The 22,158-nt window shown below is 70.5% G+C and carries 19 protein-coding genes; 14 read left to right on the forward strand and 5 right to left on the reverse strand.

All coding sequences use genetic code 11. The annotated features are described in order from the left end of the window. Positions 1 to 162 precede the first annotated feature (162 nt). From ABH940_RS34955 to ABH940_RS34970, 4 genes are all read left to right on the forward strand, one after another. The gene (locus ABH940_RS34955; RefSeq protein WP_370067538.1) at positions 163 to 573 is read left to right on the forward strand and encodes a VOC family protein; all 411 of its coding nucleotides are present in this window, start codon (positions 163 to 165) and stop codon (positions 571 to 573) included. 53 nt (positions 574 to 626) lie between these two features. Then, the gene (locus ABH940_RS34960) at positions 627 to 1,172 is read left to right on the forward strand and encodes a helix-turn-helix transcriptional regulator (RefSeq protein ID WP_370107116.1); all 546 of its coding nucleotides are present in this window, start codon (positions 627 to 629) and stop codon (positions 1,170 to 1,172) included. A gap of 10 nt (positions 1,173 to 1,182) precedes the next feature. Next, positions 1,183 to 1,833 (forward strand): glyoxalase, encoded by a 651-nt coding sequence (locus ABH940_RS34965; RefSeq protein WP_370107117.1) that lies wholly within the window; start codon positions 1,183 to 1,185, stop codon positions 1,831 to 1,833. A 319-nt stretch (positions 1,834 to 2,152) separates the two neighbouring features. Beyond that, entirely contained in the window at positions 2,153 to 2,290 is a 138-nt protein-coding gene (locus tag ABH940_RS34970; protein ID WP_370067544.1) for a hypothetical protein, read from the forward strand. Positions 2,291 to 2,343: 53 nt separating this feature from the next. Here ABH940_RS34970 and ABH940_RS34975 read toward each other — a convergent pair whose 3' ends face one another. Next, a complete protein-coding gene (locus tag ABH940_RS34975) occupies positions 2,344 to 2,841 on the reverse strand; it encodes a hypothetical protein (protein ID WP_370067546.1) in 498 nt (165 codons plus the stop codon). A 342-nt stretch (positions 2,842 to 3,183) separates the two neighbouring features. Here ABH940_RS34975 and hemL point away from each other — a divergent pair, with 342 nt between their 5' ends. From hemL to ABH940_RS35010, 7 genes are all read left to right on the forward strand, one after another. After that, positions 3,184 to 4,548, forward strand: a complete 1,365-nt coding sequence (gene hemL / locus ABH940_RS34980) for a glutamate-1-semialdehyde 2,1-aminomutase (protein ID WP_370067548.1) — start codon at positions 3,184 to 3,186, stop codon at positions 4,546 to 4,548. A gap of 100 nt (positions 4,549 to 4,648) precedes the next feature. Continuing rightward, positions 4,649 to 5,290: a histidine phosphatase family protein gene (locus ABH940_RS34985; RefSeq protein ID WP_370067589.1), complete on the forward strand. Its 642-nt coding sequence runs from the start codon at positions 4,649 to 4,651 to the stop codon at positions 5,288 to 5,290. Between the two features lie 129 nt (positions 5,291 to 5,419). Next, positions 5,420 to 6,046 (forward strand): TlpA family protein disulfide reductase, encoded by a 627-nt coding sequence (locus ABH940_RS34990; protein ID WP_370107118.1) that lies wholly within the window; start codon positions 5,420 to 5,422, stop codon positions 6,044 to 6,046. A 47-nt stretch (positions 6,047 to 6,093) separates the two neighbouring features. Further along, positions 6,094 to 6,789, forward strand: coding sequence for a cytochrome c biogenesis CcdA family protein (locus ABH940_RS34995; RefSeq protein WP_370067591.1), 696 nt, complete (start codon positions 6,094 to 6,096; stop codon positions 6,787 to 6,789). Next, entirely contained in the window at positions 6,789 to 8,546 is a 1,758-nt protein-coding gene (locus tag ABH940_RS35000) for a cytochrome c biogenesis protein ResB (protein WP_370067552.1), read from the forward strand. The genes ABH940_RS34995 and ABH940_RS35000 overlap by 1 nt, the downstream gene beginning before the upstream one ends. 2 nt (positions 8,547 to 8,548) lie before the next feature. Then, positions 8,549 to 9,709 (forward strand): c-type cytochrome biogenesis protein CcsB, encoded by a 1,161-nt coding sequence (gene ccsB / locus ABH940_RS35005; protein ID WP_370107119.1) that lies wholly within the window; start codon positions 8,549 to 8,551, stop codon positions 9,707 to 9,709. 167 nt (positions 9,710 to 9,876) lie between these two features. After that, a complete protein-coding gene (locus tag ABH940_RS35010) occupies positions 9,877 to 13,269 on the forward strand; it encodes a sacsin N-terminal ATP-binding-like domain-containing protein (protein WP_370107120.1) in 3,393 nt (1,130 codons plus the stop codon). A gap of 28 nt (positions 13,270 to 13,297) precedes the next feature. Here ABH940_RS35010 and ABH940_RS35015 read toward each other — a convergent pair whose 3' ends face one another. The 3 genes from ABH940_RS35015 to ABH940_RS35025 form a co-directional block, all read right to left on the reverse strand. Beyond that, on the reverse strand, positions 13,298 to 14,845 hold the full coding sequence (locus ABH940_RS35015) for a DUF2079 domain-containing protein (protein WP_370107121.1): 1,548 nt from the start codon (positions 14,843 to 14,845) through the stop codon (positions 13,298 to 13,300). A 123-nt stretch (positions 14,846 to 14,968) separates the two neighbouring features. Continuing rightward, entirely contained in the window at positions 14,969 to 17,332 is a 2,364-nt protein-coding gene (locus ABH940_RS35020; protein WP_370067561.1) for an HAD-IC family P-type ATPase, read from the reverse strand. 10 nt (positions 17,333 to 17,342) lie between these two features. Then, positions 17,343 to 17,678, reverse strand: coding sequence for a DUF2530 domain-containing protein (locus ABH940_RS35025; RefSeq protein ID WP_370107122.1), 336 nt, complete (start codon positions 17,676 to 17,678; stop codon positions 17,343 to 17,345). A 188-nt stretch (positions 17,679 to 17,866) separates the two neighbouring features. Here ABH940_RS35025 and ABH940_RS35030 point away from each other — a divergent pair, with 188 nt between their 5' ends. After that, positions 17,867 to 19,324 carry an NCS2 family permease gene (locus ABH940_RS35030; protein WP_370067565.1) on the forward strand — a complete coding sequence of 486 codons (1,458 nt, stop codon included), beginning with the start codon at positions 17,867 to 17,869 and terminating at the stop codon, positions 19,322 to 19,324. 151 nt (positions 19,325 to 19,475) lie between these two features. Here ABH940_RS35030 and ABH940_RS35035 read toward each other — a convergent pair whose 3' ends face one another. After that, on the reverse strand, positions 19,476 to 19,784 hold the full coding sequence (locus ABH940_RS35035) for an antibiotic biosynthesis monooxygenase family protein (RefSeq protein WP_370067567.1): 309 nt from the start codon (positions 19,782 to 19,784) through the stop codon (positions 19,476 to 19,478). Positions 19,785 to 19,920: 136 nt separating this feature from the next. Between ABH940_RS35035 and ABH940_RS35040 the strand changes: the two genes are divergently transcribed. Together ABH940_RS35040 and ABH940_RS35045 are read left to right on the forward strand one after the other, a co-directional pair. Next, entirely contained in the window at positions 19,921 to 20,388 is a 468-nt protein-coding gene (locus ABH940_RS35040; protein WP_196193232.1) for a MarR family winged helix-turn-helix transcriptional regulator, read from the forward strand. A gap of 257 nt (positions 20,389 to 20,645) precedes the next feature. Beyond that, the gene (locus ABH940_RS35045; RefSeq protein WP_370107124.1) at positions 20,646 to 21,947 is read left to right on the forward strand and encodes an MFS transporter; all 1,302 of its coding nucleotides are present in this window, start codon (positions 20,646 to 20,648) and stop codon (positions 21,945 to 21,947) included. Positions 21,948 to 22,158: the final 211 nt, after the last annotated feature.

Genomic DNA, 22,158 nt, shown 5'->3' on the forward strand with positions numbered 1-22,158 from the left:
GCCGAGTCGTCCTGATCCGCGCCGAGTAGGGGTACTCAAAGCGTGGGCCCGGTACCGGTGTTGTGGCGCGACCGACCCCATGGCGGAATGGCTCAGGGCTCGACGACGAGATCAGTCAGGATTCGAGAAGCGCGGGACGCGGGGCCGCTCTAGCCTGCCCTCATGGACATCACCATTCACACGAGCTCCCTTCCCCATGACGACCCGGACGCCTCGGTTGCCTTCTACCGCGACGTGCTCGGCTTCGAGGTGCGCAGCGACGTCGGGCAAGGAAAGATGCGCTGGATCACGGTCGGTCCGGTCGGTCAGCCCGACACGTCGATCCTCCTCGCGCCGCCGGCCACCGACCCGGGGATCACCGAGGCCGAGCGCCGCACCATCCACGAGATGATGGCCAAGGGCACCTACGGCTGGATCCTGCTGGCCACTCCGGACCTCGACGCCACCTTCGAGAAGGTGCAGGCCGGCGACACCGAGGTCGTCCAGGAGCCGACCGAGCAGCCCTACGGCATCCGCGACTGCGCCCTCCGGGACCCCGCGGGCAACCTGATCCGCATCCAGGAACTCCGCTGAGCCTGCGCGCATCCACATGGCTGGTCGGGTCAGAGCGAAAGGGGAGTGCAGCGATGTGTCCGGACGAGTGGAGACGTGCACGTATCGAGGCGCAGCGCCTGGCGGATCTCGCGCTGCTGCGCCGTGTCCGTGACCGGATCGACCGGGAGTACGCGCAGCCGCTCAACGTGGAGGCGCTCGCGCAGGGGGTGCACATGTCCGCCGGGCACCTTAGCCGGCAGTTCCGGGCGGCCTACGGCGAGGCGCCCTACGCCTATCTGATGACGCGTCGGATCGAGCGCGCGGCGGCGCTGCTGCGGCGCGGTGACCTCAGCGTCACCGAGGTCTGCTTCGAGGTCGGCTGCGCGTCGCTGGGCACGTTCACCACCCGCTTCACCGAGCTGGTCGGCATGTCGCCCGGGGTGTTCCGCCGCCGCGCGGCAGAGGCAGAGGCAGAGGCAGCGGACGCGACGGGGCCGGCCGCCGGGAGCGTCGACGCCGCAGGTCAGGGTGGTGAGGTGGGGCCGGTGATCCGGGTGGAGGGGATGCCGGCCTGCGTCGCGAAGCAGGTGACCAGACCGGTCAGGAATCGAGAAGCCCCCGCCCCCGGCCGCCCGTAGCGTGAACGGCATGACGACAACCACCGCATCCACCGCATCCCTCGCCTCCGTCACCCTCGAGGTGGCCGACCCCGGGGCCACCCGCCGTTTCCTCACCGCCTTCGGAGTGGACGCCTACGTCGACGTGCGGGCGTCCGAGGCGCAGTCCACCGGGTTCCGCGGCTTCACGCTGGCGCTCACGGTCTCCCAGCCCGCGACCGTCGACGGCTTCCTGGCCGCCGCCGTGGACGCCGGAGCCACCGTGCTGAAGCCCGGCGCGAAGTCGCTGTGGGGTTACGGCGGCGTCGTGCAGGCGCCGGACGGCACCCTCTGGAAGGTCGCGACCTCGGCGAAGAAGGACACCGGCCCGGCCACCCGCGAGATCGACGAGATGGTCCTCCTGCTCGGCGTCGAGGACGTGAAGACCACCAAGCAGTTCTACGTCGACCGGGGCCTGACCGTGGCCAGGAGCTTCGGCGGCAAGTACACCGAGTTCGCCTCCGCCGGGACCGGAACCGTCAAGCTGGCCCTGTACAAGCGCCGCGCTCTGGCCAAGGACGTCGGCGTCCCCGCCGACGGCTCCGGCTCCCACCGCATCGCCCTCGGCAGCACCGCCGACTCCTTCACCGACCCGGACGGCTTCGCCTGGGAGGCCACCACGTCGCCCACCGCGACGCCGTGAGCCTTCAGCTCGCGGCCACATCAGCCGGTACGGTTGGCATCGCACGTTATGCAGCCGGTTCGCGAAAGTCCTGCCACTCGTTCTGCAGACGATCACCCCAGGGCGTTGACCTGGGGTGATCCGCTCGGCAGGCTTCCGGGCTGGGATTTCGGTGTTCAGTTCCTTGCACTGTCCATGGTCGTTGTCCGCTCCCATGTGCACGCGATGTGCACGCGACGGTTCGCCGCGACGAGGTGCTCCGCCGCAGACCGGACCCTGATCGCATGAGAGCGATACCGTGGAGCGAGTCGAGACTGCCTGGGACAGCGGGGGTGAACCCATGAGCCTCACAGCTGATCGTCGCCCGCAGATGAGCGCCGAGGAGTTCGAGGAGATCGCGGCCCACATGCCCGGCTCCAGCCGCGTGCCCTCCATGTGCCCCGGCAGCCTGAACGGCCGTCTGAACGAAATCCTTTGACGGCACATCAGAAGCGCCCCCGGCTGACCCCGACGGTCAGTCGAACCCCCCGCTCACGGCCACATCAGGCAGTACAGCTGGTGTCCCGCGTCGTGCAGCCGGGTCGCGAAGTCCTGCCACTCGTGCAGCATCTTGTAGATCACGAACGCGTCCCGCGGTCCGCGGCGGTCCGGGACCGTGGACCAGATGAAGGCGGCCGTGCCCAACTCGGCCTCGTCGGCCTTGAGGAGGGGTTCGACGACCGTTTGCGGGAGTTGGACCACGGCGTAGTCCGGGTGGAGCACGACGAGTTCGAGTGGGGGGACCTCGGTCAGCGGGATGCCGAGGATGCCGGTGAGGACCATCGCGCTCATGGTCTCCGGCTTGATCTTGGTGGAGAGGCTGCCGCTGATCGACTCCTCGGAGCCGTCGTGGCCGAAGAGTTCGCCGAGGCGGCCGAGTGTGCCGAGTTCGCCTGCGTCCAGGCCCAGACCGTCGCGACCGAGGGCGGTGGGTACGCGCGCGGCTGTGGCACGGTCCGGCGCGCCGAAGTACTTGTAGGTCACCCCCACGCGGCCAGCACCTCCACCTCCGTCACGACGACGTGACGCCTCTGCGAACTCTCGGACCTCGTGGAACTCGCGCCCTCGACCCGAACCGGCCGCGGCACCCGGGGCATGCGGATCACGCATGCCGCCCGTGTCGTGGCCGGAATTGTCGCGCTGCTCGGACACCCCGGACCATCCTTACCGTCCGTCGCTGATTTGCCAACAGGCCACCCCCGTCGGGCCGAGTTGTGACGGACCTGCCGGGGGCGTACCGGATCGCCCGATCATCGTCCCAGATGATCGGCGCGGACATGCCGCATCGCGGGCTGCGATTTTGAAACGACACCGATTTGAGAGCATGTCCCTGTGAGCGATCCCGTGAGCAAGCAGTCCTTCGGCAGTCCGTACCCGTACGAGGCCCCCGCCTCCCAGGCGTTGTTCGAACGCGCCTCCGTCGTCACGCCCGGTGGCGTGAACTCCCCGGTGCGCGCCTTCCGCGCGGTCGGCGGGACCCCGCGCTTCATGGTGTCCGGCACCGGTCCCTACCTCACCGACGCGGACGGGCGCGAGTACGTCGACCTGGTCTGCAGCTGGGGTCCGATGATCCTGGGGCACGCCCACCCCGAGGTCATCGCCGCTGTTCAGGACGCTGTCGCGCGCGGCACGTCCTTCGGCACGCCGGGTCAGGGCGAGGTCGAGCTGGCCGAGGAGATCGTCGACCGGATCGCGCCGGTCGAGCAGGTGCGCCTGGTCTCCTCCGGCACCGAGGCAACCATGTCCGCGATCCGGTTGGCCCGCGGTTTCACCGGTCGGGCCAAGGTCGTGAAGTTCGCCGGGTGTTACCACGGTCACGTCGACGCGCTGCTGGCCGCCGCCGGTTCCGGCCTGGCCACCTTCGCGCTGCCCGACACGCCCGGGGTCACCGGTGCGCAGGCCGGGGACACCATCGTGCTGCCCTACAACGACCTGGACGCGGTCCGCGCCGCCTTCGCCGCGCACCCGGGCGAGATCGCCTGCGTGATCACCGAGGCGTCCCCCGGCAACATGGGCGTGGTCCCGCCGAAGCCCGGTTTCAACAAGGGCCTGCAGGAGCTCTGCCGCGCCGACGGAGCGCTCTTCGTCTCCGACGAGGTGATGACCGGTTTCCGCGTCTCCAAGGCCGGTTGGTACGGCTTCGAATCGGCGAACGAAGGGTGGACGGCCGACGTCAAGCCGGACCTGATGACCTTCGGCAAGGTCATGGGCGGCGGCTTCCCGGCCGCGGCCTTCGGCGGTCGCGCCGACGTGATGGCCCACCTCGCCCCGGCCGGCCCGGTCTACCAGGCGGGCACGCTCTCCGGTAACCCGGTCGCCACCGCCGCCGGTCTGGCCCAGCTGCGCGCCTGCACCGACGCCGTCTACGCCACCGTCGACCAGGTCGCCGCCGAGGTCGCCTCGCTGGTCAGCGACTCGCTCGCCAAGGAGGGCGTGGCGCACCGGCTGCAGACGGCCGGGAACATGTTCTCGGTCTTCTTCACCGACCGGCCGGTCACCAACTACGCCGAGGCACGGACGCAGGAGTCCTTCCGCTTCACGGCGTTCTTCCACGCCATGCTGGCCCAGGGCGTCTACCTGCCGCCGTCCGCCTTCGAGTCCTGGTTCGTCTCGTCCGCGCACGACGAGCGCGCGCTCGAGCGGATCGCCGCCGCGCTCCCGTCCGCCGCCCGCGCGGCCGCGGAAGCCACCGCGTAGTCACCCCCGAGTCACGGTCCCGACCGCCCGACCGCCCCATCGTCCAGGAGCAGCAGGAGCAACTGACGTGAGCAAGAACGACATCACCGTCGTCCATCTGATGCGACACGGCGAGGTGCACAACCCGGAGGGCATCCTCTACGGGCGCCTGCCCGACTACCACCTCTCCGAGCTGGGCCGGAAGATGGCCGACCGGGTCGCCGACCACCTGGCCGGACGTGACATCACCCACGTGGTCGCGTCCCCGCTGGACCGCGCCCAGGAGACCGCCGCGCCGATCGCCGCCGCGCACGGGCTGACCGTGGCGAAGGACGAGCGCCTGATCGAGGCCGCCAACATCTTCGAGGGCAAGACCTTCGGGGTCGGCGACGGCGCGCTCAGCAACCCGGGCTACTGGAAGCACCTGACCAACCCCTTCAAGCCGTCCTGGGGTGAGCCGTACATCGAGCAGGTCGTGCGGATGATGGGCGGGCTCAACGCCGCCCGTGACGCCGCCCGCGGGCACGAGGCGGTCTGCGTCAGCCACCAGCTGCCGATCTGGGTGACCCGCTGCTTCGCCGAGCACCGGCGCCTCTGGCACGACCCGCGCCGTCGCCAGTGCTCGCTGGCCAGCCTGACGACCTTCACCTACGAGGGCGACAAGATCGTCTCCATCGGCTACAGCGAGCCCGCCAGGGACCTGCTCCCGGCCCATCTGACCGGTAAGAAGGGCCCGCTGACGAACAAGTCGTTCGGCGCGTAGCACACAAGGGCGCGCATAAAGATCGACTAAATATCCGATACACGAAGCGTCGTGGCAGGTCAAGGGCCTGCCACGACGTTGTCGTGGGGGCGGTGAAATCGACTTAAACGCCCATGCGAAACTCTTCACATGAGTCGCCGCCCCGCTCGCCGTTCCGCACGCTCTGCGTTCCGCGTCGCCGCCGCCACTGCCGCCGCGCTGACGGGTGTGCTGGCACTCACCTCCTGCAGCTCCACCAACCCTGCCGAGACCAGCGGCAGCAGCGACAGCGGCTATGTGGCCGGGACCGGCGAGTCCGTCTCCGTGCCCGCCGCGCAGCGCGGCTCGGCGATCAACCTCAAGGGCGCCGACCTCAACGGCAAGGCGCTCGACCTGGCCTCCTACCGCGGCAAGGTCGTCGTGCTCAACGTCTGGGGCTCCTGGTGCGGTCCGTGCCGCGCCGAGGCGGACGACTTCGAGAGCGTCTTCCAGGCCGACCAGTCCAAGGGCGTCCAGTTCGTCGGGATCAACACCCGTGACACCCAGATCGACCAGGCCCAGCAGTTCGTCAAGACGCACGGCCTGACCTACCCCAGCTTCTACGACGAGGACGGCTCGCTGCTGCTGCAGTTCCCGGCCGGCAGCCTCAATCCGCAGGCCATCCCGTCCACCCTGATCCTGGACCGGGAGGGCCGGATCGCGGTGCGTGCCCTGCAACCGCTCACCAGCGACCAGCTCAGCAAGCTCGTCGCCCCGGTGATCGCGGAGAAGTCGTGAGCGGCGAGGTACTCCACGGCGCGCTGCTGCTCGCCATCCCGGTCGCCATGCTGGCCGGGCTGGTGTCGTTCTTCTCGCCCTGCGTCCTCCCGCTGGTCCCCGGCTACCTCTCCTACGTCACCGGCTTCTCCGCCGCCGACCTCGCCGACGCCGACGGCCGCCGCCGCGGCCGGATGGCGCTCGGCGCACTGCTGTTCGTGCTCGGCTTCTCCGCCGTGTTCGTCTCGATGGGCGCGCTCTTCGGCTTCTTCGGACTGACCATCAGGGCGCACGCGTCGCTGATCAGTGAGATCTCGGGCGGTCTGATCATCCTGCTGGGCCTGGCCTTCATGGGCCTGCTGCCCGGCTTCAGCCAGCGTGAACTGCGCAGCCATCGCAAGCCGGTGGTGGGATTGATCGGCGCGCCGCTGCTCGGCGTGGTCTTCGGTATCGGCTGGACGCCGTGTGTCGGTCCCACGCTCGGCGCGGTCCAGGCGCTCTCCTGGAACCAGGCCAGCGCAGGCCGCGGTGCGCTGCTGACCGTGGCGTACTGCCTCGGCCTCGGCGTGCCGTTCATCGTGGCCGCGCTCGCCTTCCGCAGGACCATCGGCGCGTTCGGGTGGATCAAGCGCCACTACCAGTGGGTCATGCGCCTCGGCGGCGGCATGTTGGTCCTGGTCGGCGCGCTGCTGATCACCGGCCTCTGGACCGATCTGGTCAACCAGCTGCAGTACTGGACCGCGAACTACCAGGTGGGACTCTGATGACGACCGACGGTCGGACGGCCGAAGAGCGGACGCCGGAGGAGCAGACGGGGGAGAAGACCGCCGACGAGCGGGCCGCCGAACGCCTCAGCTCCGCGCCCGTCGACGACAGCGAGCTCGACGCCGGCAGCGGTGCGGGCGGCGCGGCCGGTATCGGCTTCGTCGGCTGGATCCGCTGGGGCTGGCGGCAGTTGACCTCGATGCGCACCGCGTTGATCCTGCTCTTCCTGCTCTCCCTCGCGGCCGTCCCCGGCTCGCTGGTGCCGCAGGTCTCCGCGTCCCCGACCAACGTCGCCGCGTTCGTCACCAAGCACCACACGCTGGCGCCGATCTACCAGAAGCTCGGGCTGTTCCACGTCTACAGCTCGTTCTGGTTCTCCGCGATCTACATCCTGCTCTTCGTCTCGCTCGCGGGCTGCATCGTCCCGCGCACCTGGCAGTTCGTCGGCGTGCTGCGCTCCGCGCCGCCCGCCGCGCCGCGCCACCTGGTGCGGCTGCCGGTCTACGCGACCTGGCGCTCGCGCGGCGCGGACAGCGAGCAGACCCTGGCCGCCGCCGAGACGCTGCTGCGCCGTCGCCGCTTCCGGGTGGCCCGCAGCGGTGACGCGATCACCTCGGAGAAGGGCTACCTGCGCGAGGTCGGCAACCTGCTCTTCCACATCTCGCTCTTCGGCATGCTGATCGCCTTCGCCTTCAGCAAGCTGTTCGGCGGGATGGGCACCGTGGTCGTGATCGAGGGCAAGGCGTTCAGCAACAACGTCTCGCAGTACGACGACTTCATGCCGAGCACCTTCTACACCGGTGACGACCTGACGCCCTTCGGCTTCAAGCTGGACAAGTTCGAGGCCTCGTACCAGGCGAGCGGCCCGCAGATGGGCAACCCGACCATGTTCCAGGCCAACGTCTCGTACTGGCTCGGCACCGACCCGACGAAGACGAAGAACGCGGTCGTCCAGGAGAACCACCCGCTGGAGGTGGACGGCAGCAACGTCTACCTGACCGCGCACGGCTACGCGCCCGTCTTCCAGGTCACCGACGCCAAGGGCGACGTGATCTACAACGGCCCGACGCCCTGCCTGCCGCAGGACAGCAACCTGAGCTCGACCTGCGCCATCAAGGTCAACGACGGCTACGTCGACAACCAGGGCAACGCCACCCAGATCGGCCTCTCCGGCATCTTCACCCCGACCGCGGCCACCGACCCGGCCTCGATCAGGACGATGGGCCCGCACTCGGTCTTCCCCGACCTGGCCGACCCGGAGATCTACGTCAACGCGTACCACGGTGACCTGGGCGACAACTCCGGTGCGCCGCAGAGCATCTACGAACTCGATACCAAGCACATGACCCAGTACAAGCTCGACGGTCAGCCGCTGACCTTCGCGCTCAAGCCGGGCCAGGGCTTCAAACTGCCGAGCGGCGGCACGGTCACCTTCACCAGCGTCCAGCAGTGGGCCAACTTCACCGTGGCCACCAACCCCGGCAGCAGCTGGGCGTTGCTCAGCTCGATGGCGGCGGTGCTCGGCCTGATCGGGTCGCTGTTCGTGCAGCGCCGCCGGATCTGGGTCCGCGCGGTCACGGCCGAGGACGGCACCACCGTCGTCGAGCTGGCGGGCCTGGCCCGCAGCGAGTCCGCCCGGATCGCCGAGGAGCTCGCCGCACTCGCCCTCGACCTGCAGGACACCGCGCCTGCGGACGAAACAGCCGTAACAGACGAGCCGGACACGGTCGCGGCCGGCACCACGCCCAAGGAGTGAACGTGTTCCTCGCTGACGCGGCGATCGACACCCGGTTCGCCAGCATCTCCAACGACCTCATCTACTCGGCCATGGCGGTCTTCCTGCTCGCCTTCCTGGCCTACGCCTGCGAGTGGACCTTCGGCGGCCGCAGCCGGATCGCCCGGCAGTCCGCCGCGCTGGCCGGCAAGGCGGGCTCGTCGGTCGCGGACACCGTGGCCGAGGCCGAGCGCACCGCGGCCGACGCCGGCAAGGCGCCGACCGTCGCCGTCACCGTCACCCGCGCCGGAGGCGGCACCACCACGCTGACCCGCACCGTGGCGGCCAAGGCGGGCTCCGTCGACGTGGTCACCCGCGGCGACGCGGCCCCGCCGGTCGACGGCGTCGGCGCGTCCGGCGGCGACGAGCGTGCCGACCGCCTCGGCCGGATCGCGGTCTCGCTGACGACGCTGGCCGTGCTGCTCGACCTCGGCGCGGTGATCGCCCGCGGCATCTCGGCGCACCGTCCGCCGTGGGGCAACCTCTACGAGTTCACCTGCGCGATGACGGTCGTCGCCGGGCTGCTCTTCGTCGGTCTGCTGGCGGCCCGCAAGAACGTCCGCTGGATGGGCCTGCCGCTGACCTTCGGCGCGCTGGTCGGTCTGGGCATCGCGGTCACCGAGTTCTACACCGCCTCCGAGCAGCTGGTTCCGGCGCTGCACTCGTACTGGCTGTGGATCCACGTCTCCGGCGCGATGATCTGCGGCGGCGCCCTCTACGCGGGCGGGATCGCGGCGGTGCTCTTCTTCGTCAAGGACGTGCACGAGAGCCGCAAGGCGCAGGATCCGGCCAAGGCCGTCGGCTGGTGGGCCGACGTCATGGACCGCCTTCCGGCCGCCGCCACGCTGGACAAGTGGTCCTACCGGATCAACGCCTTCGTCTTCCCGCTGTGGACCTTCACCATCATCGCGGGCGCGATCTGGGCCGAGGCCGCCTGGGGCCACTACTGGGAGTGGGACCCCACCGAGACCTGGGCGTTCATCACCTGGGTCGCCTACGCCTGCTACCTCCACGCGCGCGCCACGGCGGGCTGGAAGGGCCGCAAGGCGGCGGTGCTGGTCTTCGTCGCCTTCGCCTGCTACCTGTTCAACGCCTACGGCGTGAGCATCTTCATCAACGGCAAGCACTCCTACGCGGGCGTCTGACCGACCGCAGCGGGCTCCGACAGCCCGCAGCAGGCTCGAACAGCAGGGCGCGGGGTCTCTCTTGATCAAAGAGGGACCCCGCGCCGTGTTTTCGTCGTTGTCACCCGCACCAGGCAGAATGCGCTCTAACGGCAAGCACGCACGTGCAGCGTTACGGGAGGACGGCGATGACCGGCTTGGATGCGTTCGCTTCGGATGGGTTCGCCACCGACGCGTTCGGTACCGGCGCGCTGCGCCGACGCGTGCTGGACGCCTGGGCCGCCGCGCCCGCCCGCTTCCGCGAGGACGCCAACGCCGAGGAGGAGTTGGCCCTCGGCGGCTACCGCGACCGGCTGGTCGTCGAGCTGGCGCAGAACGCCGCCGACGCCGCCCGCCGTTCGGGTACTGCCCGTTCGGGTGGTGGCGGTCGCCTCCGGTTGACGCTGCGGGACGGCGTGCTGGCCGCCGCCAACACCGGTGTGCCGCTGGACGCGGAGGGCGTCGAGTCGCTCTCCACCCTGCGCGCCTCCTCCAAGCGCGAGGAGCACGACGCGGGGGCGGTCGGCCGGTTCGGCGTCGGCTTCGCCGCCGTGCTGGCGGTCACCGACGAGCCCAGCGTGATCAGCGTCCCCGGCGGTGTCCGCTGGTCGCTGGCGGAGGCCCGCGCCCTGGCCGACCAGGCCGCCTCCGCCGCCGACGCCGAGCCCGCGCTGGCGGAGGAGCTGCGTCGCCGCGACGGCCATGTCCCGCTGCTGCGCCTGCCGTTGCCCGCCGAGGGCACCCCGCCCGAGGGCTACGACACCGTCGTGCTCCTCCCGCTGCGCGATGCCGCCGCCGAGGACCTCGCCCGCCGTCTCCTCGACGACACCGACGACGCGCTGCTGCTCGCCCTGCCGGGTCTGACCGAGGTGGTCATCGAGACCGACGCCGGTGTGCGGGTGCTGCAGCGCCTGGAGGCATCCGGCGCGGGCGAGTCGAAGGACGAGGCGGCAGGCGATGCGCCGGTCGAGGTCGTGATCCTCGACGACGGCTCCGAGACCCGCTGGCAGGTCGTCAGCGAGGGCGGCCCGCTGGACGCGTCCCTGCTGGCCGACCGCACGGTCGAGGAGCGCCACCGCCCGCACTGGTCGCTCACCTGGGCCGTCCCCGTCGATGCGGGCGGCGACCCGCTGCGCGTCCGCACCGCCGCCTACCTGCACGCGCCCACGCCCAGCGACGAGCCGCTCGGCCTGCCGGCGCTGCTGATCGCCAGCTTCCCGCTGGACTCGACGCGTCGTCATGTCGCGCCTGGCCCGCTGACCGACTTCCTGGTCGAGCAGGCCGCCGACGCCTACGTCGAGCTGGTCCGCCGTCGTGGCGCCAGCCTCGGTTCGCTGCGCCTGGTTCCGGCCCCGCTCGGCAAGGGCGAGTTGGACGCCCGGCTGCGTCGCGCCATCCTGGACCGCCTGCCCGAGACGCCCTTCCTGCCGGAGGCAAGCCGAAACCAGCACAGCCTGCCCGCCGCCGGCGCCGACTCCGCCGCCGACTCGGAGGACGAGATCGCGCTGCGCCCGCGCGACGCGGTGCTGCTGGAGGGCGCCGACGACGGGATCGTCCGCGCCCTGGCCGCCGTCCTGCCCGGCCTGCTCCCGGCCGGTCTGGAGCGCCGTCAGGAGCTGCGCGCGCTGCAGGTCCGCCGGGTCGCCCTGGCCGAGACCGTCGACCAACTCGCCAACCTGGACCGCGAGCCGGAGTGGTGGCGCAACCTCTACGGCGCGCTGGCCGCCGCCGACCGGGACGCGCTCGGCGCGCTCCCGGTCCCGCTGGCCGACGGCCGGATGGTCCGCGGCCCGCGCCGGGTGCTGGTGCCCGTCGGCCGGCCGGGGGAGTCGGAGGTCAGCGCCGAGGACCTGGCCGTGCTCGACCTGCGGCTGGCCCACCCCGACGCCGCACACCCGCTGCTGGAGAAGCTCGGCGCCGGCCTGGCCACCCCCTCCGGCGTGCTGGAGACCCCGGAGGTCCGCGCTGCCGTCGAGCGCTCCGCCGACCTGGACGACGAGGACGAGGCCGAGGAGCTCGCCGACGCGGTTCTGCGCGTCGTCCAGGCCGCCCTCGGCGACGGCTCGATGGCGGAGGGTCGGTACCCCTGGCTGGCCCGCCTCGCGCTGCCGGACGAGGACGGCGGCTTCACCCCCGCCGGTGAACTCCTGCTCCCCGGCAGCCCGTTGGCGGCCGTCGCGCACGAGGAGAGCGTGACCTTCCCGGACGACGAGTGCGTCGAGCGCTGGGGCCCGGAGGTGCTGCGCGCCGTCGGCGTCACCCACACCTTCGGCCTGCTCCGGGCCGAGGAGGCCGTGCTCGACCCGGACGACCTGGACCGCTTCGACCCGACCGCCCCCGCCGACCGTGCCCTCGGCGGTGAGCCGCGCCAGCTGCTCGACGAGGCCCCCGACGGCCTGGCGGACTGGGCCGAGGAGGTCACCGATCCGTTCCAGGACGAAGACCTCGCCTTCGATGTCCCCTCCGTCCCGCCGGTCGCCGCCGAACTGCTCGCCGTTCGCGACCTCGACCTGGTCGACGACCGCGACTGGCCGCGGGCGCTCGCCCTGCTCGCCGCTCCGCCGCTGCGCTCCGCCGTGGTCGACAAGGTCCGGCTGCTGCTCCCCGACGGCGGCACCGCCGAGGTGGTCCCCTACGCGGCCTGGTGGCTGCGCGACCGTCCGGTCCTGGACGGCCGCCGCCCCGCCGGTCTGCGCGCCGCCGGGGGAGACCGGCTGCTGCGCGGCCTCTACGACGAGGCCCGCACCGACCTGGACGAGGTCTTCCTGCACGCCCTCGGTGTCCGCACCACGCTGGCGGCGCTGCTCACCGAGTCCGACGGCCCCGACGATGTGCTGGAGCGTCTCACCGACGCCGAACGCCCGGTGACGCACCGTCAGCTGCATGGCCTCTACACCGCGCTGTCGGGCGTCCCGCTGGAGCGGATCCCGCTCCCCGACGAGGTCCGCGCCCTGCCGCCGCTCGACCCGGCCACCCACCGCCGTCCGGCGCACACCGTCATCGTCGACGTGGCGGACGCGGTCGTGGTGGACGCGCCCGACCTGGTCCCGCTGCTGGACGAGTTCCCGCTGATCACTGTCGCCCCCGAGCTGGCCCCGGCGTTGGCCGAGCGGCTGCACGTGTCGCTGGCCAGCGAGGTCGCGGGCGGCCGGGTGCTGACGGAGGGCACGGTCCGCCGCGTCCCGGCCGAGATCCGCGAGCTGCTCCCCGGCTGCCCCGCCGTCTACGAGGAGCACGAGGAGCTGCTGGTCGTCGGCGCCGAGGGCGAGGAGGCCGCCGTGGAGTGGCGCTGGGACGCCGCCAGCGAGGCCCCCGAACTGCCTGCGTCCGCTGGACTGCCCGACGGCGAGACCGAGGAGGAGTCGGACGAGTTCGCGCCCGTCGTCCCCTTCGGCACCCTCCACGCCGCCACGCCCGAGGGCCTGGCGGCGGGCCTGGCCTGGTCGGCGGGCCAGTGGGTGCGCCGCTTCGAGGTGCTGGCCCTGCTCGGCGACCCGGACCGCGCCTACGAGCTCTCCGGCGCACGGGACTTCGAGGGGTAGCCCCGGCAACCCCCCTTGTGACGCCGGTTCAGGTCACCAGTTGCAGCACCGCGAACTGCTGCTGGTCGAAGAGGATCCGGTAGGTCGCGCCCGGGTGCAGCTGCGCCGCGTACCCGGGCAGGTCCGACGGCGGGGACGGCGCCCAGCCGTAGGAGAGGTCCAGCACGATGTACTGCGGCGGGCTCGCCTGGCTCCCGCCCAGCCAGTAGACGTCGGTGCGCGCGGCCAGATGCGCCATCGGCGTGATGTTGCACTCGACCGTCGTCCCGTTCGGCACCTCGGCGAGCGCTTGGCCGATCAGGTCGGTGTGGTCGGTCGAGCGGTACGTCGACGGCATGAAAATCTGTTTGGCGGGCAGCGTCATCGTCGCGCAGAGCGCGATCGAGACCGCCGTCACCGCCGGCACCACCCCACGCGCCGCGTACCCGCGCAGCCACTCCGGCGCGGCGGTGCCCCGCTTGGGGGTCCGCGCCTCGGTCGGATCCTCGCCTCGTTCCCCGCCCCGCGCCCCGCCCCGTTCCTCGATCCGCCGGATCGCGTCGACCAGCGCCAGGAACAGGATCGGCATCAGCACCGCGTTGTAGTGCCAGTCCTGCCCCCAGTAGTCGGGGTTGACCGAGACGAACCGCCAGCCGAGCGTCGGTACGGCGATCAGCACCAACGGCGACCGCAGCGCCAGAAACCCGGTCACGCCGAGGAGGAACGCCAGCGTCGTCAGCTTGACGTCGGCCGGGCTGAGGAAACCGGTGACCCAGCCCGTCCACGACCCGCTCGGCAGCTTGTTGTCGTAGCCGTAGCTGCCGGTCGCGCTGAAGTGCGGGATCACCGCGTAGACGGTCAGCAGTGCCATCCCCGCGCCGAAGACGGCCAGCAGCGCGCCGAGTGCCCGCTGCCGCAGCAGGAACAGCACGACGCCGATCGCCACGACGGTGAAGCCGAGGTCCTCCTTGACCAGCGTCAGCGGCAGCGCCCAGAACGCCGCCCGGTGCCACCGCTTCAGCAGCATGTTGCGCAGCACGACCGCCAGGATCGGCACCGCGAAGGCGATCTCGTGGAAGTCGAAGTCGACGGCCCGCTGCATCCCCCACGACAGCCCGTAGCCGAAGCCCAGGCAGAGCGCCTTGGTCCGGGAGACGAACCGCCCCGCCGTCGCCGCCACGATCGTCACCGAGCTCGCGAACAGCGCCGACTGCGCCAGCAGCAGCATCACCCCCGACGGCCAGATCCACCACAGCGGGGCCAACAGGGCCATGATCGGGCTGAAGTGGTCGCCCAGGATGTTCGCGTGCGCGCCCTTGATGTGCACGATCGGCGCCTGGAAGTGCGCGTACTGCTTCACCTCCTCCTCGAAGATCGCGAGGTCCCAGGACATCGAGGCGAAGTGCGTGTAACGGCTGATCTCGATGACCGAGTAGCCGACGAGGAAGACCAGCCCGAGCAGGAGGTACGGCCAGGTGGACCGTTTCGGCACGATCCGGCGGTGCATCCGCTGTGCGGGCACGCCGATCGGGGCCGTGCTGGTGCCGGTGGTGTTGCTGATGTCTGACGCACTCGTGTTTGCCGCACCCGTGCTCATCTGCTGCACGGTACCGGCCCCGGGGCAGGCGAACCAGAGGTCTGGACCAATTCCGTGTCGGGCAGCTGCTCGGCGGCTGCTGGGTGGCTGCTCTGCGGCTGTTGGGCTTTCGGGCAGCAGGGATCAGCGGCGCGGTTGCGGCAGTGCGTTCTTGACGAACCGCCAGACGATCTCCAGCAGCACGCCCGCCCCCACGCCGATCAGCGCCCCCGTCAACGGGTCGCGCACGCCGACCAGTTGGAGCTGGAAGAAGTTCTGCGCCCAGGGCACCGTCATCACCAGCACGAATCCGGCCCCCATCGCCGCGACCAGCACGATCTTCCACAGCGCGTACGGCCGGGCGATGATCGCCAACACCCAGAGCGCCACGATGAACAGCGTCAGCGTCGCCGTGCTGGTGTCCGCCACCTGGCCGGTGGCGGGGTCCGACCGCGCCAGCATGTAGGAGGTGAACGCCGCCGCCCCCGCGATGATCCCGGCCGGAACGGCGAAGCGCAGCACCCGCCTGACGAACCCCGGCCGCGCCCGTTCGTTGTTGGGCGCCAGCGCCAGGAAGAAGGCGGGCGTGCCGATCGTCAGCGCGCTCAGCACGGTCGAGTGCCGCGGCAGGAACGGGTACGGCACCCGGCAGATGATCGTGGCCAGCGCCAGCAGCACCGCGTAGACGGTCTTGACCAGGAACAGGTTGGCCACCCGCTCGATGTTGCCGATCACCCGGCGTCCCTCGGCCACCACCAAAGGCAGTGTGGAGAACCGGTTGTCCAGCAGCACGATCTGCGCCACCGCCCGGGTCGCCTCGCTGCCCGAACCCATCGCCACGCCGATGTCCGCGTCCTTCAGCGCCAGCACGTCGTTGACGCCGTCGCCGGTCATCGCGACATGGTGCCCGCGCGACTGCAACGCGCCGACCATGTCCCGCTTCTGCTGCGGCGTGACCCGGCCGAAGACGGAGTGGTGGTCCACCGCGTCGGCGAGCTCGCTCGTGTTGCTCTTCGGCAGCTTCCGGGCGTCCATCGGGTCGTCCGCACCGGGGAGTCCGAGGGAGCCCGCCACCGCGCCGACCGACAGCGCGTTGTCGCCGGAGATCACCTTGGCGGAGACGTTCTGCCGCTCGAAGTAGCGCAGCGTCTCAGCCGCGTCGGGCCGGACCCGCTGCCGCAGCACCACCAGCGCCTGCGGCACCAGGTCGCGCGCCGGATCCGGGTCGTCGAGGGAGGTGGGCGTGCGCCCCAGCAGCAGCACCCGCAGTCCCTGCGTGCCGAGTTCGTCCGCCTCGGCCAGCGCCGGATGCCCGGCGGGCAGCAGCACGTCGGGCGCGCCCAGCAGCCAGGTGGCGACCTGCCCGTCCGGCTCCGCCAGCTCGGCACCCGACCACTTGCGCGCCGAGGAGAACGCGGCCGCCTGCCGCACCTGCCAGCCTTCGGGTGCGGCGTAGACATCCATGATCGCCTGCATGCTGGCGTTGGGTCGCGCATCGGCCGTGCCGAGCGTGCCGAGCGCCCGCTCCACCGCCTCCGGACGTGCGCCGTCCAGGGGCGTCAGCCGCTCCACGTCCATGCCGCCCTCGGTGAGGGTGCCGGTCTTGTCCAGGCAGACGGTGTCCACCCGGGCCAGCCCCTCGATCGCGGGCAGCTCCTGCACCAGGCACTGCCGGCGCCCGAGCCGCACCACGCCGATCGCGAAGGCGACGGAGGTCAGCAGCACCAGCCCCTCGGGCACCATCGGCACGATCCCGGCCACCATCCGCCGGACCGCCTCGCGGAAGTCGCTGCCGTAGACGTAGAGCTGGCTGATCACCAGTCCGATCGCGGTCGGGACCAGTAGGTAGGTGATGTACCGCAGGATGGTGTTGATGCCGCTGCGCAGCTCCGACTCGACCAGCGTGAACCGGCTCGCCTCCTCGGCCAGCTGCGCGGCGTAGGCCGCCCGCCCCACCTTGGTGGTGGTGAACGCGCCGCCCCCGGCCACCACGAAACTGCCGGAGAGCACCGGGTCGCCCGGATGCTTGAGCACCGGGTCCGCCTCGCCGGTCAGCAGCGACTCGTCGATCTCCAGCCCGTCGGCCTCGGCCACCGCGCCGTCGACGGTGATCTTGTCGCCGGACCCCAGCTCGACCAGGTCGCCCAGCACGATCTCGCCGTTGCTCAGCTCCCGGGTGACCCCGTCACGGCGGACCCGCGGCTTGGCCTCGCCGATCACCGCCAGGTTGTCCAGGGTCTGCTTGGCCCGCAGCTCCTGGATGATCCCGATGCCGGTGTTGGCCACGATGATGAAGCCGAAGAGCCCGTCCTGGATCGGCCCGACGACCATGATGACGACGAACAGCGACCCGATGATCGCGTTGAACCGGGTGAAGACGTTGGCCCGGACGATCTCTCCGGTCGACCGGCTGGAGCGCAGCGGTACGTCGTTGACCTCACCTCTGGCGACACGCTCCGCGACCTCGGCCGTGCTGAGTCCGGTGCGGGTGGGGAGCGTGCTGGTCATAGCGCCGACCCTAGGCGGGGGGTTCCTCCTGCGCCTGCGGGGCGCGCCGCTCGGCGCTCTCCCGCCCGGCGTCCCGTTCCCGCGCGGCGTCCCGTTCCCGAGCGGCGCGTATCGCGTCGCGCCGCCTGCGGCAGTACCAGATGCCCAGCAGTCCGAGGGCGAACCCGGCCAGGCAGATCCACGGCCAGTCGCCCTTGCCGTGCGCCGCCAGCGAGCTGTGGAACGGGATCAGCACGAGGAAGCCGAGCAGCCACAGCACCGTGCCGCCGGTGACGATGGCGACGTCGTTCGCCTCCATCGGCGGCGCGGCGGGCAGCTTCGCCGTCTTCTTCACGAGCCCGGGCATCTTCACAGTCCTGAGCGTACCGCTTTAGATGTTCCTCTAATCTACGCGCGCAGATAGCCAAAACATTTTGTTTATTTGATACTGGACGGGTTCGAACGACAGAGCGGTCCGCCCTGCCCGAGTGACCTCGCCCGTCGAGGCGAGCACCTCCGGGCCGTGACGACCGAAGCGCTAGGAACCCTGCCCCCATGACCTCGTCGGCTTCCGCCACGACCGCGCCCGCTGACCCCGGATCTCAGCCACCGCGCAACGCGCTGGACCGCTACTTCAAGATCTCCGAACGGCGATCCAACTTCGCCCGGGAGATCCGCGGCGGCGCGGCCACGTTCTTCGCGATGGCGTACATCATCGTGCTGAACCCGATCATCCTGTCCTCGGCGACGGACAAGTTCGGCCAGCACCTGAGCAGCGGCCAGCTGGTCACCGCCACTGTGGTCACCGGTGGGTTCACCACGCTGCTGATGGGCGTCTTCGCCAACGTCCCGATCGCGCTCGCCGCGGGCCTGGGCGTCAACAGCGTCGTCGCCCTCCAGCTCGCCCCCAAGATGACCTGGCCGGACGCCATGGGCATGGTGGTGCTGGCCGGTATCGCGATCATGCTCCTGGTCGCCACCGGCCTGCGCGAACGCGTCATGGCCGCGGTCCCGCTCAGCCTGCGCAAGGCCATCGCCATCGGCATCGGCCTCTTCATCGCGCTGATCGGCCTGGTCGACGGCGGCTTCGTCACCCGCATTCCGGACGCCGCCCACACCACGGTCCCGCTGGAGCTCGGCAGCAACGGTCACCTGAACGGCTGGCCGACCTTCGTCTTCGTCATCGGCGCGCTGCTGACCCTGATCCTGATCGTCCGCAAGGTCCCGGGCGCGATCCTGATCTCCATCGTGGTCGCCACGGTGCTGGCCATGGTCATTGACAAGGTGGCTCACGTCCCCGACGCCAGCTGGGGCCTGACCGTCCCGGTCCTCCCGCACAACCCGGTGGCGACGCCCGACTTCGGCCTGCTCGGCAAGGTCAGTCTCTTCGGCGGCTTCAGCCAGGTCGGTGTGCTGACCGGGATCCTCTTCGTCTTCACCGTGCTGCTGTCCTGCTTCTTCGACGCCATGGGCACGGTCCTTGGGGTGTCCGAGGAGGCCCACCTCCTCGACAAGCAGGGCAACCTGCCGGGCATGAGCAAGGTCCTGATGATCGACGGCATCGCCACCCTGACCGGCGGTGTCACCTCCAGCTCCGCTGGCACCTGCTTCGCCGAGTCCACGACGGGCGTCGGCGAAGGCGCCCGCACAGGCCTGGCCAGCGTCGTCACCGGCCTCTTCTTCGTCGCGGCCCTCTTCCTCACCCCGCTGGCCACCATGGTGCCGACCCAGGCCGCCACCCCGGCGCTGCTGGTGGTCGGCTTCCTGATCATGTCCAGCGGCATCGGCCAGATCGACTGGGCGGACTTCACCATCGCCATCCCGTCGTTCCTGACGATGATCATCATGCCGTTCACGTACTCGATCACCAATGGAATCGGGATCGGCTTCATCGTCTTCTGCCTACTGCGCCTGGTGACGGGTCGTGGGCGCGAGGTCCCGATCCCGCTGTACGCGGTGGCGGCGGTGTTCACGTTCTACTACCTGATGCCTTCGCTGGGGCTCGCTCAGTGAGCTGAGCACAGTGACTCTCGCGCAGTGAGCTTCGCGGTTCGAACGTCAATGGCGGTTCGAACCGATCGAGAGGCGGTGGACCCTGACCGGGCCACCGCCTCTTGGCGTTTCGGGGTTCGCCCGCCAGGTCCCCGGTGCGGCTCAGCGCGGATCAGACGTCCACAGCCAGCTCGTAGACGCCGCTGCGCACGTCGTCGCAGAGCGCCCGGCAGGCGGCGACGCTCTCTGCGAATTCGGGCCGCCCCTGCCAGGCACGCAGGGTGGCCAGGTCCTCCCATGAAGCGAACGAGACGAAGTGGCTCGGGTTCGCCAGGTCGCGGATGAGGCGCGCGCCAAGGAAGCCCTTGTTCTCGTCTCGGGTCCAGGTGAGGAAGGCGCGCCAGCGCTCGATGAACTCCTCTGTCTTGCCGTCACTGACCTGCCAGTTTCCGGAGGCCCAGTGCTTGTTCTCCGAGAGCATGCCGATCACCTCATTCGGCTGATTCCCTTCTCTCCAGGCTATGTTCGCGTCGGCGGGTCCGCTGGGCGGAGTTGCCTGGGTCACAGCGGGCGCAATCGCGTTTCGTTAGCAAAGGTAATGAGCTAAGGTAATCAATATGCCTGAGTTGCGGGAGTCGAATGGTGCCAGTGGTGCCGACGACGCTGGAGCCGACGCGGTCGCAGTGGCAACACTGCGCTCCGCTGTGATGCGGCTGGCCCGACGGTTGCGCAATCAGCGGGTGGAGGAGTCCCTCACGCCCACCGAGATGCAGGTCCTCGCCACGCTCGCGCGGTGCGGAAGTGCCACCCCGGGGGAGCTCGCCAAGCGCGAGCATGTGCAGCCGCCGTCGATGACGCGGATCATCGCGATGCTGGAGGAGAAGGGCCTGGTACGGCGGGAGCCGCATCCCCAGGACCGCCGGCAGGTCGTCGTGAGCAGTACCGAGCAGGCCGAGAGCATTCTCGACCAGAGCCGGGCCAAGCGTGACGCCTGGCTCGCCGATCTCGCGTCCGGCCTGACCGAGGAGGAGTGGGCGGTGCTGCGCGCCGCCGCGCCCGTCCTCGAACGTCTCGCGCAGCTCTGAGGCATGCGGAGGAGAAGAGAAGAACAATCGCACAGGGGACGCACGCCTTGATTTCGTCGCACGGAGAGACTGAGACCACCCAAGCCAAGACGAACGACAACAACCGCAGCACCAGCACGAGCGCCAGTAGCACTGGCGCCAGCAGTACCAGCAGCACCACCGACGAGGTCGGCGACGGCGCCGACAACGCCGGCGACCCAGGCAACGCCGACAGCAGGAACACTGCTGGCGGCGACGACAGCTCCGCAGGCAGGTCCATGGGCAAGTCCATCGGCAAGTCCGCGGACGGGAAGCGCGGCGGGATGTTCTCCGCCCTGCGCAACCGCAACTACCGCTACTTCTTCGCCGGTCAGGTCGTCTCCAACTCGGGGACGTGGATCCAGCGTGTCGCACAGGACTGGCTGGTGCTCAGCCTCACCGGCAGCACCTTCGCGGTCGGCATCACCACGGCCATGCAGTTCCTGCCCGTGCTGCTCTTCGGCCTCTTCGGCGGTGTGATCTCGGACCGCTTCCCGAAGCGGCAGCTGCTGATGTTCACCCAGGGCGCGATGGGCCTGCTGGCCGCGGCCCTCGCCGCACTGACCCTCGCCGGAGCGGTCCGCGCCGAGCAGATCTACGTCTTCGCCTTCCTGCTGGGCCTGGTGACGGTCGTGGACAATCCGGCCCGGCAGACCTTCGTGGTCGAGATGGTCGGCAAGAACGACCTCGCCAACGCGGTGAGCCTCAACTCGGCCAACTTCCAGACGGCCCGGCTGATCGGCCCCGCCATCGCGGGCGCACTGATGGCCGCTGTCGGCGCGGGCTACGCCTTCGCCGTCAACGCAGCGTCCTTCGGCGCGGTCATCCTCGGCCTGATGGCGATGCGCAGCAGCGAGCTCAGGCGCACGCCGCGACTCCCGCGCGAGAAGGGCCAGTTGAAGGAGGGTCTGCACTTCGTGGCGGAGCGTCCGGACCTGATCTGGCCCATCGTGCTGGTGGGCTTCATCGGCACCTTCGGCTTCAACTTCCCGACCGTGCTGTCCGGATTCGCCTACTCGGTCTTCCATGTCGGTCCCGGCCTGTACGGTCTGCTCAACACCGCTCTGGCAGTGGGCTCGCTGGTTGGCGCCCTGCTGGCGGCGCGCCGTTCCCGTCCGCGCCTGCGCCTGCTGGTGGGCGCGGCCCTCGGGTTCGGCCTGCTTGAGGCACTGGCCGGCTTCGCCCCGGACTACTGGACCTTCGCCGTCCTGCTGACGGTCGTCGGCCTGCTCGGTCTCACTTTCAACACCGCTGCGAACGCCATGGTCCAGCTGCGCACCCCCCCGGAGATGCGCGGCCGCGTGATGAGCCTGTTCATGATGGTCTTCGCGGGCGGCACGCCGCTGGGCGCGCCGGTCGTCGGCTGGCTGACGCAGCAGTACGGCCCCCGAATCGGCCTGCTGGCGTGCGGGTTGGTGTCGGCGGCAGCCGCTGGTGTGATCGGGCTGGTGCTCGCGCGCATCGGCAACCTTCGGCTTCGACTGGACCTGATCCACGGGTTCGGACACGAGGGCCGAGTCGTCGCGCTCGTGCCGCGGTAGGGGGTACAAACCGGGTCTGAGCTGGGGTTTTTCACTCGTGTGAGTGATGGCCTCGGCTTGGCCCTGGGGTGGTGCGGTGTCATAATTGTTCTATGGACGCCTCGATGTTCGGGGGTGGGTGTGAAGACGGAGATGGCGTCCATGGGTGGGGTGGGTCCCCGGAGTCCCAGGGTTCGTCTTCTGGTTCGGATCCCCGTGACCCCTCAATTCC

This window comes from Streptacidiphilus sp. BW17 (assembly GCF_041262485.1).
GTDB lineage: Bacteria > Actinomycetota > Actinomycetes > Streptomycetales > Streptomycetaceae > Streptacidiphilus.